Below are 15,376 nucleotides of genomic sequence, written 5' to 3'. Positions count from 1 at the left end.
CCGGATCGACCGGGGTGCACGCCTGCGGTGCGCGCGGCGGCGCGCGGTGTCAGCCCGCGGTCACCACCCGCCGGCCACGGCGCGCACGAGGTCGCCGTTCGGCGTGTCGCCGGACAGCTCCCAGAAGAACGCGCCGCCGAGACCCTTGCTGCGGGCCCACGTCATCTTCGACGCGACGGTGGCGGGGGTGTCGTAGCTCCACCACTCGTTGCCGCACCGCGCGTAGGCGGTGCCGGCGACGGTCCCGGTCGCCGGGCAGCGGGTCGCGAGGACCTTGTAGTCCTCGATGCCCTGCTCGTACGTGCCGGGCGCCGCACCGGTCGCGGAGCCACCGGGTGCGGTCTGCGTGACGCCGGACCAGCCACGGCCGTAGAAGCCCACGCCGAGCAGGATCTTGCGCGCCGGGACCCCCTTGGCGATGAGCTTGTCGACCGCCGCCTGGGAGTTGAAGCCCTCCTGGGGGATGCCCGGGTAGGACGTCAGCGGCGAGTGCGGTGCGGTCGGACCCTGCGGGTTGAACGCCCCGAAGTAGTCGTACGTCATCGGCATGATCCAGTCGAGCTTGGTCGCCGCCGTGGCGTAGTCGGTGGCGTCGATCTTGCCGCCGGACGACCCGTCGGCCGTGATGGCCGCCGTGACCAGGTTGTTCGCCCCGAACTTCGCCCGCAGGGCGGTGACGACGCGGTCGAAGGCCTGGGGGCCTGACGAGTCGCAGGTCAGGCCGCACGCGTTGGGGTACTCCCAGTCGACGTCGATGCCGTCGAAGACGTCGGCCCACCGCGGGTCCTCGACGAGGTCGTAGCAGGACTGCGCGAACGCCTCGGGGTTGGCCGCCGCCTGGGTGAAGCCGCCGGACCACGTCCAGCCGCCGAACGACCAGATGACCTTGAGGTTCGGGTGCATGGCCTTGAGCTTGCGCAGCTGGTTGAAGCTGCCCCGCAGCGGCTGGTCCCAGGTGTCGGCGACGCCGTCGACGGAGTCGGCCGCGGTGTACGCCTTCTCGTAGTCGGCGTACGAGTCACCGATCGAGCAGCGGCCGCCGGTGGTGTTGCCGAACGCGTAGAGGATGTGGGTCATGCGGTCGGCCGCGCCCGACGTGTGGATGTTCTTCACGTGGTAGTTGCGCCCGTAGACGCCCCACTCGGCGAAGTAGCCGACGACCTTGCCGCCGCCGGGAGGGGGGGTCGTGGGGCTCGTCGGGGTGGGCGTCGGCCGGGGGGTCGACGTGGGGCTCGCGGTCGGGGTCGGGGACGCCGTGGGCGTGGGGGTGGGCGTACCACCGCCACCCGTGCACGTCCCGCCGTTGACGCTGCACGACGTGGGTGCGCCGTACGCGCCCGAGGCGACGTAGCCCCAGGTCTGCGACGCGCCCGGCGCCAGCGGTCCGGCCCAGCTCTTCTTCACGGCGCGGTGGTCCTGGCCGGTGCGGGTGACGTCGGCGTCCCACGCGCTGGTGACGGCGACGCCGGCGGGCAGCCGGAAGTCGACGGTCCACGTCGGCACGGGCGCGGTGCCGGTGTTGGTGACGGTGACGGCGACCTGGTGGCCGGTGCCCCAGTCGCCCTGGGACGTGAAGGTGACGGTGACGCCGCCGGCGGCGCTCGCCACCGGCGCGGTGACCAGCCCGGTGAGGGCGACCGCGAGTGCGGCGGCGACGGCGACGAGCGCGCGCCGGGGGCGAGCGGCCCCCGGTACGTCCCGTGGACCGCCGTGAGTCCTGCTGCGTGACATCTCGACTCCCGTTCGTCGAATATGTAAGGACTGCGTACTAATAGGACGAGCACGACGCTAGTCCCGGACGAATCGGGCGGTCAATGGACCGATGACGCCGACGGCGCCCGACCGTCACTGCGCAGGGCCGTCAGGGTGACCCATCACCGCAGGTCAGGCGGGTGCGGTGACCCGTTCAGGTGAAACAGCCGCTCAGGGGACGACGACGGTCATCCCCGCGCCGCCCGCGGACGGCAGCCCGGCGAGCGCGGCGGCCGCGTCCTCCAGGCCGATCGTGCGGCCCACGAGGGTCGCCGGCGCCAGCCGCCCCGCGGCGATCGCGGCCAGCATGGCCGGGTACTCGTGCGCCGCCATGCCGTGGCTGCCGTGCACCGACAGCTCCCACGCGACCACGCGGTCCATCGGCAGCGCCGTCCACGCGTCCTCGCGCAGCAGCAGCCCCACCTGCACGTGCCGACCGCGGCGCCGCAGCGCCAGGACACCGGCCTGCGCGGTGGCCGGGCTCCCCAGGGCGTCCAGGCTCGCGTGCACCCCTCCCCCGGCGGCCGCGACGATCCGCGCGGCGAGCTCCGCGGGCACGTCGGCCCCCGGGTCGACCGTCGCGCGCGCACCGGCCGCCAGCGCCGCCTCGCGCGCCGCGGGCGACGGGTCCACCGCGACGACGTCGGCGCCCGCGGCGGCGGCGACCATCACCGCCGACAGGCCCACGCCCCCGCACCCGAGCACGGCGACCACGTCGCCGGCACGCACCCCCGCATGCACGGTCACCGCGCGGTAGGCGGTCGCGAACCGGCAGCCGAGGGCCGCCGCCGTGACCGGCGACATGCCGTCGGGCACCCGCACCAGGTTGGTGTCCGCGTGGTCGAGCGCGACCAGCTCCGCGAACGACCCCCACTGCGTGAACCCCGGCTGGGTCTGCTGCGGGCAGACCTGCTGCTCGCCGGCCCGGCACGTCGCGCACGCGCCGCACGCCATGACGAACGGCACGGTCACGACGTCGCCGACCACCCAGCCGCGCACGTCGGCGCCGACCTCGACGACCGTCCCGGCCAGCTCGTGACCCGGCACGTGGGGCAGCCGGACGTCGTCGTCGTGCCCCTGCCAGGCGTGCCAGTCGCTGCGGCAGACGCCGGTGGCCGCCACGCGCACCACGACGCCGTCGGGCGGGCACACCGGGTCGGGCACCTGCGCGACGTGGGGCAGGGCGGCGAAATCGTCGATCAGCAGGGCGCGCACCCCGACATCCTCGCGCACGCCGGCGCCGGCCACCCGGGGCCCTGCCGGGCCACCGGGCGACCGTCACCTCATGGCGACGAGAATGTCAGCCGAATGCGTCAGACCCGGTTGCAGTAGAAGTAACCGGTCGGGTTCGACGCCCGGTCGAGGAACTTCAGCCAGTTGCGCGTCTGGTTCCCGTACTGACCGTCCGGCGTCAGGCCGAACGAGCGCTGGAACGCCAGCACCGCGCTCTTGGTGGCATTCCCGAAGGAGCCGTCGATGCCCGAGGAACCGACCGAGTAGCCCTCGCAGTAGACCAGGGCGCGCTGCAGCGCGCGCACACCGTTACCGCTGTTGCCGTTCACCAGGTAGCAGTCGGTCGAGCCGTTGGCGGTCGGGACGACGCGCTTGAACTGACCCGACCCGAACGACGTCGCCGCCGTGCACGGGCGATTGGCGGTCGCGGTGCTCGTGGTCGCCATCCCGACGACGATCCCCCCCGCCATCACGACAGCGAGCGCTGCCGCGGCAATGTTCTTCTTCATCTGCTTCTCCATTCTTCTGGGCATGCCGGACGCCACCTGGTCCCAGGTGGACAGGGGTCCGCGGCCGGGCGGCCGGCGCCGGGTGGCGGGGCCGTGGCCGGCGGGTGCGGCGGGGCGGGGGGCTAGCGCGAGTCGGCGGCCGTCACCAGCTGCTCGAGCGCGGCGCCCTGCGTGGCGACGAAGTCGCTCTCGAGGTCGGCGAGCACCGTGACGAAACGCTCGACGTAGTCCGTGCTCGCGCGGCAGTCGAAGTCGGCGAGGGCGACGGCGCGCTCGGCGTCGGACCCGACGAGGTACCGCCGCTCGAGGGGGATCTCGTTCGTGGGCGTGTCCCGGCCCGGGCGCTCGACGCTGCCGTCGGCGGCGGTCACGACCGCGAGGTCGTACGCCTGCAGCGGACCCGCAGGCCAGGAGGCTGCCGACGACTCCGGCGGTGCGACGTCGAACCCGGCGTCGAGCATGCAGCCTGTCCACTCCTCGTTGAGCGCGACCGTCCGCGGGTCGTCGTACACGGCCTCCTGGGCGACCCGCCGCATCGCGACGATGAGGGGGGCGAACTCGTCCGCCGCCGCCGGGACGTGCCCGCCGTCGGCGACCTCGCGCAGCGCCTCGCCGACGCACCCGCCACCGGGGTCGGGGGCCGGGTCGTCCGGCCCGTCCTGACCCGACAGCGCGAGCACGTAGGCGTCCTGGGCCGACGGGCTGAGGCCCGCGAGGTAGGCGTCGTTCTCGTCGGGGGTCTCGGCGGACTCGAGCAGACGCTCCTGCTCCTGGACGTCGTCGACGCCGTACCCGATCTGCTCGACGACCGCGCGGTCCTCGGGCAGGACCGGCAGGAAGACGACACCCTCGGCCCATCCGGCAGCGACGTCCTCGGATTTCACGTAGGGGCGCGGGGTGTAGTCGAAACCCTCACGCTTCATGCAGTCCGCGACGACCTGCTCGCGCGCCAGGAACTCTTCCTCGTTCTGCGCCGTGCCGTCCGGTCCGAGCACGGTCGCAATGGCGTCCGCATAGGGCGAGAACGGCAGGTCACGCCCGACGCGCAGGGCGAGCGACGGTTCCTGGATCGTCGACGAGGAATTCTCCGGCGCGCGGCCCGCGGCGACCGCGTCACCGCCGTCCACCGTCACCGCACCTGTGCAGGAACCGATCGCCATCACGCCGGCCGTCACGATCCCGAGACCCCGGGCACGGTATCTGCGGGCAGCCCGGCGATCCCCCCTGTTGTTCACGTGGGCATTTCTACCAGAACCGGACAGACCGCGTGGCCAGTTCTCGCGGCGACCTTCGGCACACCCCGGCGGGAGGGCGGGCCGGACGGCCGTGGCCGGGTCCGGCGCGCCCTCCCGCGGGTCGGTCAGGAGGCGAGGAACTCCAGCAGCGCCGAGGTGACCTCGTCGGCGTGCGTCCACAGCAGGCCGTGGGGTGCACCCTCGACCTCGACGTACGTCGCCCCGGGCAGCAGCGCGGCGAACGCGCGGCCCGTGGCGTCGACCGGCAGGATGCGGTCGCCCGTGCCGTGCAGGATGAGGGTCGGGACGTCGATCCGGCCGATGTCGGCACGGAAGTCCGTGTGCCACGTCGGGACGACGGCCCAGGCGGCCCACGGCGCGGCGGACGCCGCGACGTTCCACGAGCCGCGCACCGCCGCCTCGCTGATCCGCGTGCCGAGGTTCTCGTCCAGGTTGTAGAAGTTGGCGAAGAACTCGTCGTACCAGGCGAACCGGTCCGCGCGGGCGCTCGCCGCGATGTCGTCGAACGCGCTCTGGGGCAGGCCGCCCGGATTGTCGTCGGTCTGCAGCAGGAACGGCTCGATCGACGCGAGGAACGCGGCCTTGGCCACCCGCCCCGACCCGCGGGTGCCGAGGTAGCGCCCCACCTCGCCGGTGCCCATCGAGAAGCCGACGAGGACGACGTCGGTGAGGTCGAGCGTCGTGAGGACCGCGTCGAGGTCGGCCGCGAACGTGTCGTAGTCGTAGCCCTGCGTCGCCTTGGTGGAGCGGCCGAACCCCCGGCGGTCGTACGTGATGACGCGGTACCCGGCGTCGAGCAGCGCGACCGCCTGCTTCTCCCACGAGTGCCCGTCGAGCGGGTAGCCGTGGATGAGGACGACCGGCTGGCCGGTGCCGTGGTCCTCGTAGTACAGCTCGACCGTCTGGTCCGTCGCGGTGCTGGTGATGAACGGCATGCCCCTGCCCTCTTCCCTCGTGACGCCCGAACCGAGCAGCCCGGGCTGCGGCGGCCCGAGTTTCCCTCGGGCACAACTGCATCGTGCACGATCTAGTTGTGGACGTCAATCCCCGGCTACACTCGATCCGTGAGCGACCATCCCCGGCCCGACGACGCGCCCGCCCCCGACGACATCTCGCTGGCGACGATGCTCTGCTTCGACCTGTACTCGGCGTCGCGTGCCATGACCGCCGTCTACCGCGGACTGCTGGACCCCGTCGGCCTGACCTACCCCCAGTACCTCGTCCTCGTCGTGCTGTGGACGCGCGGCGAGCAGACCGTGCGGCAGGTCATCGACCTCCTGCACCTGGACTACGGGACCGTGTCCCCCCTGCTCAAGCGCCTCGAGGCCCGCGGCCTGGTCGAGCGCCGCCGCCGCGCGGACGACGAGCGGTCCGTCACCGTGAGCCTCACCGACGCCGGGCAGGAGCTGCGGGCCCGGGTCGCGCACGTCCCCGGCCGGATCGGCGCCGCGTTCGGCCTCGCCGACGAGGAACTGACGACGCTGGGGGGGATGCTCGGCACCGTCACGCGCACCGCGACGCAGCACGCCGCCGACGGACCCGCCCCCTCGTGAGCCACCCGCCGACGTAGGGTCCCGACGTGAGCACGTCACCGCCACCGCCCGCCGCCCGCGTGGGCGTCGTCGTCACCGACACCTACCCCGCCGAGGACCTCGACCACGACACCGCGCCCCTCGTCGCCGCGCTGCGGGCCCGCGGGATCGACGCGACGGCGACCGTCTGGCACGACGCGGGCGTCGACTGGGCGTCCTACGACCTGCTCGTGCTGCGCAGCCCGTGGGACTACCCCGACCGGCTGCCGGAGCTCCTCGCCTGGCTCGACCACGTCGAGGGCGTCACGCGCGTGCTCAACCCGCCGGCGCTCGTGCGGTGGAACCTCGACAAGCGCTACCTGGCCCAGCTCGCCGACCGGGGCGTGGCCGTGGTCCCGACGACGTACCGCACGTCCCTCGACGACGTGCGCGCGGACCTCGCCGGCGCCGCACCCGGCGCGCGGGTCGTGCTCAAGCCCGCGGTGTCGGCCGGCGCCCGCGACACCGGGCTGTTCCGCGCCGACGACCCCGCCGCCCTCGCCCTCGCGGCGCGGATCGTCGACCGCGGGGGCGTCGTCATGGTGCAGCCCGAGGTGCCCGAGCTGTCCGCGGGCCGCGAGAAGGCGCTGTACGTGGTCGACGGGCGACTCACGCACGCGATCGCCAAGGGCGCGCTGCTGGCGCCGGGTGGCGGGCTCCTCGGCGGCGTCTACGCCGAGCACCCCGAGCAGGTCGACGTGACCGACGCGGAGGCCGCCTTCGCCCGGGCCGTCGTCGCCGCGGTGAGCGACGCGACCGGGCTGGGCGTGCCGCTGTACGCGCGGATCGACACCGTGGACTCGGCCGAGCACGGCCTCGTCCTGCTCGAGGCCGAGCTGTTCGAGCCCGCGCTCAACCTGCACGTCGTCCCGGAGGTGACCGACGTCGTCGCGGACGCGGTGCAGGCACGGGTCGAGGATCCGGTGCGCTCCGGCGCCATGGCCGCGTGGTCGCGTCGGTGGACGCGGGCCCGCGCGCAGATCGACGCCCTGCCGCGCCCGGTGCGGGTGGTCGCGGTCGCGGTCGTCGGCGGCACCGTGCTGCTCACGGGTGTCGCGATGCTCGTCCTGCCGGGGCCGGGGATCGTCGCGATCCTCGCCGGGCTCGCCGTGCTGGCCACCGAGTTCGCGTGGGCGCGGCGGTGGCTCGAGCGGGCGCACGCCGCGGGGCGGACCGGCCTCGACAAGGGCCGGCAGGCCTGGGGCCGCCGGCGCTCGGCACCGGCACCCGGGACGGCCGCACCGGGCGCGGCGCGGCACGACGCCCCGACCGACCACACCTGACGCGCGGTGGGTCCGCGGCCCGGGCCGTCAGCCCCGCGAGGGCGCCAGCCGCTCGCACAGGACCGCCGCACCGGGCCCGGCGAGCTCATCGAGGTACGCCGCGCGCCCCGCCATCACCATCACCAGCGCGAGCGTGGAGCCGGTCACCAGGGGGCCGGCGCCGGTGTCGAACGGGCCGTCGTCGGCGCGCAGCCGCAGGCCCTTCGCGACCGTCGCGCCGGCGACGGTGAAGTCCTGGCGCGCGTAGAACCGGGCCACGGGCGTCAGCGCGTCGACCGCCGGTGTCCGGGCGATGCCGAGGGGACGGCGGATGTCCTGCGCGTGGACGACGACCTCGCCGAGGTACGCCGGCACGTGCCCGGAGGGCGCCGTGGTGCTGCCGACCACGGCGCGGAACCGGTCGAGCGTCGCGGCGGGCGTCGGCCCGCGGTGCTCCTCGAGCCGGCGGCGGTTGTGCACCTCGGGGCGGAACCGGGCACCGACGATGCTGCGCAGCCACGCCCACCGCCCGATGCTGGCGGCGGCCGTGAGGTGCGCGACGACGTCCTCGACGTCCCACCCCTCGCACAGGGTGGCGTGCCGCCAGTCCGCGGGCGCCAGGGCGGCCAGGTCGTCGGCGAGCGCGGCGCGCTCCGCGTGGGCGCACGCCCACAGGTCACTGCGCCGGGTCGCCCCGTCCGTCGCGCCTCGTCCCGTCGGCTCGTGCACCGGCGCTCCCGTCCGTCGTCGTCGCACTACTCCATCAGTAGTGCCCACTACGGTATCAGTAGTAACCTGCCGACATGGGAACCCGCCGGTCGTACGGCTCGTACAACGACGGCTGCGCTGCCGCGCACGCCCTCGACCTCGTCGGGGACCGCTGGACGATGATCGTCGTGCGCGAGCTCCTGCTCGGGCCGCAGCGGTTCACCGACCTCCAGCGCGACGTCAACGGCATCGGCCCCACCGTCCTCACCCAGCGGCTGCAGGCCCTGGAGGCCGACGGCGTCGTGCGGCGGCTGCCCGCGCCCCGGCCGGCGCGCGGCGAGCTCTACGAGCTGACGGCGTGGGGGTACGGGCTCGAGGCCGTCAACACCGCGCTGTCCCGGTGGGCGGTGGCGTCCCCTGCCCTGCCGCGCGACGCGGACATGAGCCCCGACACCGTCGTGCTGGCCATGCGCGCCCACGCCCGGCCCGTCGCCGCCTACGCCGACGAGCGCCGGGTCGCCCTGCGCCTGACGGACTCGCGGCGTGCGGACGCCGAGCCGGTCACCTACCTCGCGCGGCTCGGCCGCCACGGCACGCACCTGAGCCGACCCACCGCGCCCGACCCCGCGCCCCTCCACGCCGAGGTCGACGCGAGCACGCGGGACTGGAAGGCGTGCCTCATCGGCGGTGTCCCGCTCGAGGACCTCCCGGACGTCCGGACGGCCGGCGACCTCGACGTGGTGCGCCGGCTCGTCGAGGCGACGGCGCTCGCCGGCCCGGGGTGACGCGCGCTCACCCTCCCGCGACCGGGGCCGACCCACCCCGCGCCACCAGCCCGCACTCGTAGGCGATGATCACCGCCTGCACGCGGTCCCGTGCCCCGAGCTTGCCGAAGACGCTGCCGACGTGCGTCTTCACGGTGGTCTCCGACACGAACAGCTCCGCGGCGATCTCGGAGTTGGTGCAGCCGTCCGCCACGAGGCGCAGCACGTCGAGCTCGCGCGGGGTCAGCGACCGCACCCGCGGGTCGCGGGCCGGGTCGGCGGGCACCGCCCCGCCCGCGTCGGGCAGGTGCGGCGCGAACAGGTCGAGCATGCGCCGCAGCACCCGCGGCGCGACGACCGACGTGCCCGCGGCGACGGTCCGGATCGCGTCGACCAGCTCGTCGGGGCGCGCGGACTTCAGCAGGAACCCGCTCGCGCCCGCCCGCAGCGCGGCGAACGCGAGGTCGTCGACGTCGAACGTCGTCAGGACGAGCACGCGCGAGGACGGGTGCTCCGCCACCACGCGGCGTGTCGCCTCGATGCCGTCCATGCCGGGCATCCGGATGTCCATGAGGACCACGTCGGGTGCGAGGGCCGCCACCTGCTCGAGGGCCACCTGCCCGTCCGCGGCCTCGCCGACGACCTCGAGGTCCGGCTCGGACTCGATGACCATCCGGAACCCGACCCGCAGCAGCGACTGGTCGTCCACCAGCAGCACCGTCGTCATCGTCCGCCCTCGCCCTCGTCGTCGTCCGCCGGTCCGGTCGCGTCCGGCGGCGCGCACGGCAGGACCGCGTGCACCCGCCAGCCGCCCTCCGGCCGCGGGCCGGCCTCGACGTGCCCACCGAGCAGCTCCGCGCGCTCGCGCATGCCGACGATCCCACGTCCGGTGCCGCCGCTGCCCGGTCGCGTCCCGCCCGCGTCGGCGACGTCGACCTCGACGGCCGTCGGGGTGCGCCGCACCGTGACCTCCACGGACGGTGCGCCCGGTGCGTGCCGCAGCACGTTGGTCAGCGCCTCGCCCAGGATCCGCAGGACCGCCAGGCGCACCGACGTGTCCTGCGGGAGCGCAGTGTCCAGGCCCGTCGCGGTCACGGGCAGCCCCGCCGCGCGGAACCGCTCGACGACGGTCGCCAGGTCCACCTCGGTCGGCTCGGCCAGGCGGTCCGTGCCGTCCCGGTCGGCCGGGCCCAGCGCCCCCAGCACGCGCTGCATGTCGGCCAGGGCCGAGCGACCGGTGCTCGCGAGCTGCCGCAGCGCGTCGCGCGACCGGTCCGGGGCGCGCACGAAGGCGGCGTCGGCCCCGTCGGCCAGGGCCACCATGACGGACAGGCTGTGGGCGACCACGTCGTGCATCTCCCGCGCGATGTACGCGCGCTCGGCGGCGCGGGCCAGCGCGATGCCGTCGTCGCGCTGCCGCGCCAGCGCGCGGTAGCGCTCGACCAGCTCGGCCGCGTGCAGACGCCGCGAACGGGCGGCCGAGCCGACCGCGACGCCGAGCAGCAGCAGCGCGAGGAGCAGCAGCACCGATCCCATGCGCCGGGCCGGCGAGAACAGCGGGCGCTCGGCGCGGAAGGGCAGCGTCTCCACGCCGTTCGAGGGGTGGACACCGAACCAGGCGAGGATCTCGATGAGGCCGAGATCCTGCCACTGCCACAGCGCGACGGTTACCACCGTCATTGCGGCGCCGAACACGATCCACGTGGTGGTCGTGCTGCGCGAGGCCGCCACGCTGTAGAGCGCACAGGCGAGGCACGCACCGAGCACCCCCAGCACCCCCGCCACCTGCAAGGACACCAGCGACGCGATCACCATCAGCACCGTCACGGTGACCGGGCGCGCCCGCCGCAGGAGCAGCAGCGCCGCGCCGACGGCCGTCCCCACCAGCCAGGTGGAGGTCGCCAGCTCCACGATCCCGGAGTCGGGCCGGTACAGACCGAGGTAGACCGCGGTGTTCGCGGTCTCCCAGACGAACCCCGAGCCGACGAGACCGACCAGGACGATCACGACGGCGACGGTGACGTCCATGACCCAGGGCCGTGCGGTCACGAGACGCGCGACCGGGCTCGCGCCGCGCACCTGCTCCTCGGTGAGCGGCGGCTCGTCGCCGGTGCGCGGCACCCGCACCACGGCCGCACGTCGGATCACCGGCCCACTCTCCCACTCCGGCCCGTGGGAGCGGCCCGGCCCGCGGGTGGTCGGCACCACCACCCGCGGGCCGGGCTCAGCGGACGTCATGCCGCACCAGCCGGTACGCCGCGGCACCGAGCACCACCACGACCCACGCGCCGAGCACCGCTGCCCCGCCCCACGCGCCGAGCTCCGGCCCGCGGGTCGCGGCGTCCAGCACCGCGACCGCCGCGTCGTCCTCCAGGAGCCGGGTCCCCGCCGACGGCAGGAGCGCGCGGACCGTGTCGGTGACGGGTCCCGGGTTCCCGCTGAGGGTGAGGTCGAGGAGGAAGACGAGCAGGACGCCGGTCACGAGCGCGTCCGCCGGGCGTCGCAGCAGCGCACCGAGGCCGAGCCCCAGCAGGGAGACCGCGACGGCGACCACCACGAAGCCGACCAGGGCGCGGGTCGTGCCGGGCACCGCCAGGTCGAGCGCGGGTGCGTCGCCGGCCCGCGGGCCGGTCGTCGCCAGGTACGACGCGCCCAGTGCGACCGCCGCGGTCACGCCCGCCGCGACGGCCGTGACGACCGCCTGCGCCCCGAGCACGGGCAGCCGGCGCGGTACCGCGGTGAAGGTCGTGCGCGCGGTGCCCGTCGTGTGCTCCGACGTCCCGACGACCGCCCCGAGGACGAGGAACCCGAGCTGCGCGAGCACGAACCCGGACACCACCACCCAGGACCCGGACCGCCCGTCGTCGGGCCGGACGAACAGACCGAGCCCGTACGCGGTGCCCGCGGCCGCGACGACCGTGCCGAGCGCCAGCCAGGGGTTCGACGGCACGCTCGTGAGCTTGGTCCACTCCGCGACGAGCACGCGGGCGAACCGGACGCCCGGCCGGGCGGGCGCCCCGCGTGGCGTGCGTGCCGCCGCGCGGGACCCCGAGGTGAGCGTCGTCATCGCACGTCCCGGACGCGCAGCCGCACGGCGGCCACGACGAGCAGGAGCACCACCCACGCACCGAGGACGAGGGTGCCACCCACCGGGCCGATGTCGGGCGTGCCCGGCATCGGCCCGTGCGACGTGGAGGTCGTCATCAGCTGGGCGGCCGTGCCAGGGGTGAACGCGCCGATCGCGCCGGGGACCGTGACCTGGTGGGGCGCCGCCATGCCGGCGGCGTCGACGCCGGGGTCGCCGACCATCATGAGCACCACGGGCAGGAAGATGACGAGCACGAGGGCGGTGATCAGCGCCGGGACCGTCCGACGGAGCAGCGCACCGAGTGCGAGCCCGACCAGCGCCAGCCCGACGACGAACAGCACCGTGCGGAGCATGATCCCGGGGGTGTCCCCGGCGGTCAGACCGAGCGGGAGGTCACGCGACGCCGCCGGGGGCAGGAGCGCCAAGGCGCTGGCCGCGAGGGTCAGGACCCCGATCCCGAGCGCGAACGCCGTCACGACGAGGACCTGCGCCGCGAGCGCGGGCCAGCGCCGCGGCACCAGCGTGAACGTCGTGCGGAAGGCACCGGTACGGAACTCGCCCGCGCCGACCAGGACGCCCAGCACGAGCGGCCCGATCTGCGCCAGCATGAGTCCGGTGGTCAGGTCGCTCGCCGGCGTGAACCCGGGGTCGACGGACGACGCCGACGCGCTCAGGTAGGTGATGAGCCCCGCCACCACCACGGTGACGACGGCGGTCCACCACGGGGACCGCAGCGAGATCAGCTTCGTCCACTCGGAGGCGACGACCCGGGCGAAGCCCGGGCCGCCGCTGCGCGCGGTGGCTGCCGGACGCGCGGCGCGGGGCATGGTCGAGGCGCTCATCGCGCACCCTCCCGGGTGTCGGCGGTGCGGTACTCGACGGCGTCGCCGGTCAGCTGCAGGTACGCCTCCTCCAGCGAGCCGGACTCCGTGCCGAGCTCGAGGACGGTCGCGCCGCAGCGGCGTGCCGCGGTGCCGACCTCGTCGACCGTGGCGCCGCGGACCTGCAGGACCCCGCCGTCCTGCGGGGTGACCTGGGCCCCGGTGGCGAGCAGCTCCCGGGTCAGGGGCTCGGGGTCGGTGGTGCGCACGCGCACGGTTCCCGCCCGCTCGGAGCGGTCGACGACGTCCTGCACCGTCGCGTCGGCGAGCAGCCGCCCGCGCCCGATGATGACGACACGGTCGGCGCACAGCGCGAGCTCGTGCATGAGGTGCGAGGAGAGGAGCACGGTGCGCCCCTCGGCCGCGAGCTCGCGCACCAGGCGCCGCACCCACAGCACCCCGTCGGGGTCCAGCCCGTTGACGGGCTCGTCGAGGACGAGCGTCGCCGGGTCGCCCAGCAGCGCACCGGCGATCCCGAGCCGCTGCCCCATCCCGAGCGAGAACGTGCCCGCACGCCGGTGCGCGGCCGGCTCCAGGCCGGTCTGCGCGATGACCTCCTGCACGCGCGCCCGGCCGATGCCGTGCGTCTGCGCCATCGCCAGCAGGTGCTTGTACGCCGTGCGACCTGGGTGCACCGAGCGCGCGTCGAGCATGACGCCCACCGCGTGCAGGGGAGCCGGCAGGTCGGCGTAGCGCCGGCCGTCGACGCGCGCCGTGCCGGACGTGGCGCGCTCGAGGCCCACGACGACGCGCATGGTCGTGGACTTGCCCGCGCCGTTGGGCCCGAGGAACCCGGTGACGGTGCCGGGCCGGGCGGTGAACGTCAGGCCGTCGACCGCCGTCGTGCTGCCGTAGCGCTTGGTCAGCGCCTCCACCTCGATCATCACGTCTCCTCGTCGTCGGGTCGGCCCCGTCGGGGCGTCCGTCGGCGACGCTACGGAGGGCGCCCGGCCCGCCGTCACCTGCCGTCGCAGGAGGTGGGCGCCGTGGGCGCCTCCTCCCGCGGGGGGAGGAGGCGCTACCCGGGGGTGACCCCGGCGACCGTGCGGGCGGCTCCGGGTGCTCCGGGCGCCCCGGGTCGCCCGGTCGGAGGACACCTCGGGCCGCTCGACCCTGCTAAAGGTTTAACTCACCGCAGAACCCCTTCAGTCGGAGACATCCGACATGGCAATGTGAAGGTTCACATCGCGTGGGATGCGCTCCCCTCCGGACCAGCGACGTCGCCGGTCCCCGGCCGTCGTCCCGCGGCACCACCCGAGCGTCCCCCGCTCGACAACTCGAAGGAGAGCACCCATGAGACCAGCACGTGCACCCGGGGCACAGCACCCGGTGCGGGGACGACGCAGCCGGTGGGCGTCCGCCCTCACGGCAGCCGCCCTGGTCGTGTCAGGCGGCGCCCTCGCCGTCGCCGCAGCCCCGGCAGCCTCCGCAGCGACCGTCGACACGAACGCGTCGTACGTGCTGATCAACCGCGGCAGCGGCAAGGCGCTCGACGTCTACAACCTGTCGATGTCGGACGGCGCCCGGATCACGCAGTGGACCCGCAACGACGGCTCGCAGCAGCAGTGGCAGTTCGTCGACTCCGGTGACGGCAACTACCGGATCAAGTCGCGCCTCTCGAGCAAGGTGCTCGACGTCTACAACTTCTCGACCGCCGACGGCGGTGCGATCGTCCAGTACACGGACCGCAACCAGACCAACCAGCAGTTCCGGATGCAGGACGTCGCCGGCGGCTACGTCATCTTCATCAACCGCAACTCCGGCAAGGCCATCGAGGTCCAGGGCGGCTCGACCGCCGACGGCGCCAACATCGTCCAGTACTCCAACTGGGGCGGGAACAACCAGCAGTGGCAGCTCGTGCGGGTCGGCGCCGGGGCGAACCCGACGACCCCGCCGGTGACGAACCCGACCACCCCGCCCCCCACGGGCACCTGCACCCTGCCCTCGTCGTACCGGTGGCGGGACTCCGGCGTGCTCGCCCAGCCGCGCTCCGGCTGGGCCTCGCTGAAGGACTTCACCGTCGCGCCGTACAACGGCCAGCAGCTCGTGTACGCCACGACGCACGACAACGGCTCCAGCTGGGGCTCGATGAAGTTCGGGCTGTTCTCGAACTACTCGCAGATGGCCTCCGCCAGCCAGAACTCGATGCCGTTCACGGCCGTCGCGCCCTCGCTGTTCTACTTCGCCCCGAAGAACATCTGGGTGATGGCGTACCAGTGGGGCGGCCCGGCGTTCTCCTACCGGACGTCGACCAACCCGGACAACGTCAACGGCTGGTCCGCGCACCAGACGCTGTTCACCGGCTCGATCAGCAACTCCGGCACCGGTCCGATCGACCAGGCCCTCATCGCC

15 protein-coding genes are annotated in these 15,376 nt (G+C 74.6%); 4 read left to right on the top strand and 11 right to left on the bottom strand.

The annotated features are described in order from the left end of the window. Positions 1-60: 60 nt before the first annotated feature. The 5 genes from Cph01nite_RS11175 to Cph01nite_RS11155 form a co-directional block, all read right to left on the bottom strand. Positions 61-1,731: a glycosyl hydrolase family 18 protein gene (locus tag Cph01nite_RS11175; RefSeq protein WP_203674166.1), complete on the bottom strand. Its 1,671-nt coding sequence runs from the start codon at positions 1,729-1,731 to the stop codon at positions 61-63. A gap of 192 nt (positions 1,732-1,923) precedes the next feature. After that, positions 1,924-2,967 carry an alcohol dehydrogenase catalytic domain-containing protein gene (locus Cph01nite_RS11170; protein WP_203674165.1) on the bottom strand — a complete coding sequence of 348 codons (1,044 nt, stop codon included), beginning with the start codon at positions 2,965-2,967 and terminating at the stop codon, positions 1,924-1,926. 98 nt (positions 2,968-3,065) lie between these two features. Continuing rightward, positions 3,066-3,518: a peptidoglycan-binding domain-containing protein gene (locus Cph01nite_RS11165; protein WP_203674164.1), complete on the bottom strand. Its 453-nt coding sequence runs from the start codon at positions 3,516-3,518 to the stop codon at positions 3,066-3,068. Between the two features lie 98 nt (positions 3,519-3,616). Further along, on the bottom strand, positions 3,617-4,621 hold the full coding sequence (locus Cph01nite_RS11160) for a hypothetical protein (protein WP_203674163.1): 1,005 nt from the start codon (positions 4,619-4,621) through the stop codon (positions 3,617-3,619). A 233-nt stretch (positions 4,622-4,854) separates the two neighbouring features. Further along, the gene (locus tag Cph01nite_RS11155) at positions 4,855-5,685 is read right to left on the bottom strand and encodes an alpha/beta fold hydrolase (RefSeq protein WP_203674161.1); all 831 of its coding nucleotides are present in this window, start codon (positions 5,683-5,685) and stop codon (positions 4,855-4,857) included. Positions 5,686-5,814: 129 nt separating this feature from the next. Between Cph01nite_RS11155 and Cph01nite_RS11150 the strand changes: the two genes are divergently transcribed. Both Cph01nite_RS11150 and Cph01nite_RS11145 read left to right on the top strand, forming a co-directional pair. Beyond that, entirely contained in the window at positions 5,815-6,303 is a 489-nt protein-coding gene (locus tag Cph01nite_RS11150; protein WP_308439442.1) for a MarR family winged helix-turn-helix transcriptional regulator, read from the top strand. 26 nt (positions 6,304-6,329) lie between these two features. Continuing rightward, positions 6,330-7,604, top strand: a complete 1,275-nt coding sequence (locus Cph01nite_RS11145; protein WP_308439441.1) for a DcsG N-terminal domain-containing protein — start codon at positions 6,330-6,332, stop codon at positions 7,602-7,604. Positions 7,605-7,631: 27 nt separating this feature from the next. Here the strand turns inward: Cph01nite_RS11145 and Cph01nite_RS11135 are convergent, their stop codons facing one another. Beyond that, positions 7,632-8,312, bottom strand: a complete 681-nt coding sequence (locus tag Cph01nite_RS11135) for a maleylpyruvate isomerase family mycothiol-dependent enzyme (RefSeq protein ID WP_203674159.1) — start codon at positions 8,310-8,312, stop codon at positions 7,632-7,634. A gap of 74 nt (positions 8,313-8,386) precedes the next feature. On the opposite strand from Cph01nite_RS11135, the gene Cph01nite_RS11130 reads away from it, so the two are divergent. Further along, the gene (locus Cph01nite_RS11130; protein ID WP_203674157.1) at positions 8,387-9,076 is read left to right on the top strand and encodes a winged helix-turn-helix transcriptional regulator; all 690 of its coding nucleotides are present in this window, start codon (positions 8,387-8,389) and stop codon (positions 9,074-9,076) included. A 7-nt stretch (positions 9,077-9,083) separates the two neighbouring features. On the opposite strand, the gene Cph01nite_RS11125 is transcribed toward Cph01nite_RS11130, so the two are convergent. The 5 genes from Cph01nite_RS11125 to Cph01nite_RS11105 form a co-directional block, all read right to left on the bottom strand. Continuing rightward, positions 9,084-9,782 carry a response regulator gene (locus tag Cph01nite_RS11125; RefSeq protein ID WP_203674155.1) on the bottom strand — a complete coding sequence of 233 codons (699 nt, stop codon included), beginning with the start codon at positions 9,780-9,782 and terminating at the stop codon, positions 9,084-9,086. Further along, complete coding sequence (locus Cph01nite_RS11120; protein WP_239069202.1) at positions 9,779-11,203, bottom strand: sensor histidine kinase; 1,425 nt, start codon at positions 11,201-11,203, stop codon at positions 9,779-9,781. The genes Cph01nite_RS11125 and Cph01nite_RS11120 overlap by 4 nt, the downstream gene beginning before the upstream one ends. A gap of 76 nt (positions 11,204-11,279) precedes the next feature. Continuing rightward, a complete protein-coding gene (locus tag Cph01nite_RS11115) occupies positions 11,280-12,122 on the bottom strand; it encodes a hypothetical protein (RefSeq protein WP_203674151.1) in 843 nt (280 codons plus the stop codon). Further along, a complete protein-coding gene (locus Cph01nite_RS11110; RefSeq protein WP_203674150.1) occupies positions 12,119-12,985 on the bottom strand; it encodes an ABC transporter permease subunit in 867 nt (288 codons plus the stop codon). The genes Cph01nite_RS11115 and Cph01nite_RS11110 overlap by 4 nt, the downstream gene beginning before the upstream one ends. After that, positions 12,982-13,908, bottom strand: coding sequence for an ABC transporter ATP-binding protein (locus Cph01nite_RS11105; protein ID WP_203674148.1), 927 nt, complete (start codon positions 13,906-13,908; stop codon positions 12,982-12,984). Before Cph01nite_RS11105 ends, Cph01nite_RS11110 begins: the two co-directional genes overlap by 4 nt. A 409-nt stretch (positions 13,909-14,317) precedes the next feature. On the opposite strand from Cph01nite_RS11105, the gene Cph01nite_RS11100 reads away from it, so the two are divergent. After that, positions 14,318-15,376: non-reducing end alpha-L-arabinofuranosidase family hydrolase (locus Cph01nite_RS11100; protein WP_203674146.1), on the top strand; the 1,059-nt coding region annotated here is incomplete at its 3' end.

The sequence above is a fragment of the Cellulomonas phragmiteti genome (assembly GCF_016862775.1).
Lineage (GTDB): Bacteria > Actinomycetota > Actinomycetes > Actinomycetales > Cellulomonadaceae > Cellulomonas > Cellulomonas phragmiteti.
The sequence above is the reverse complement of the archived record's forward strand: the minus strand, read 5'-3'. Positions and strand labels throughout refer to the sequence as shown.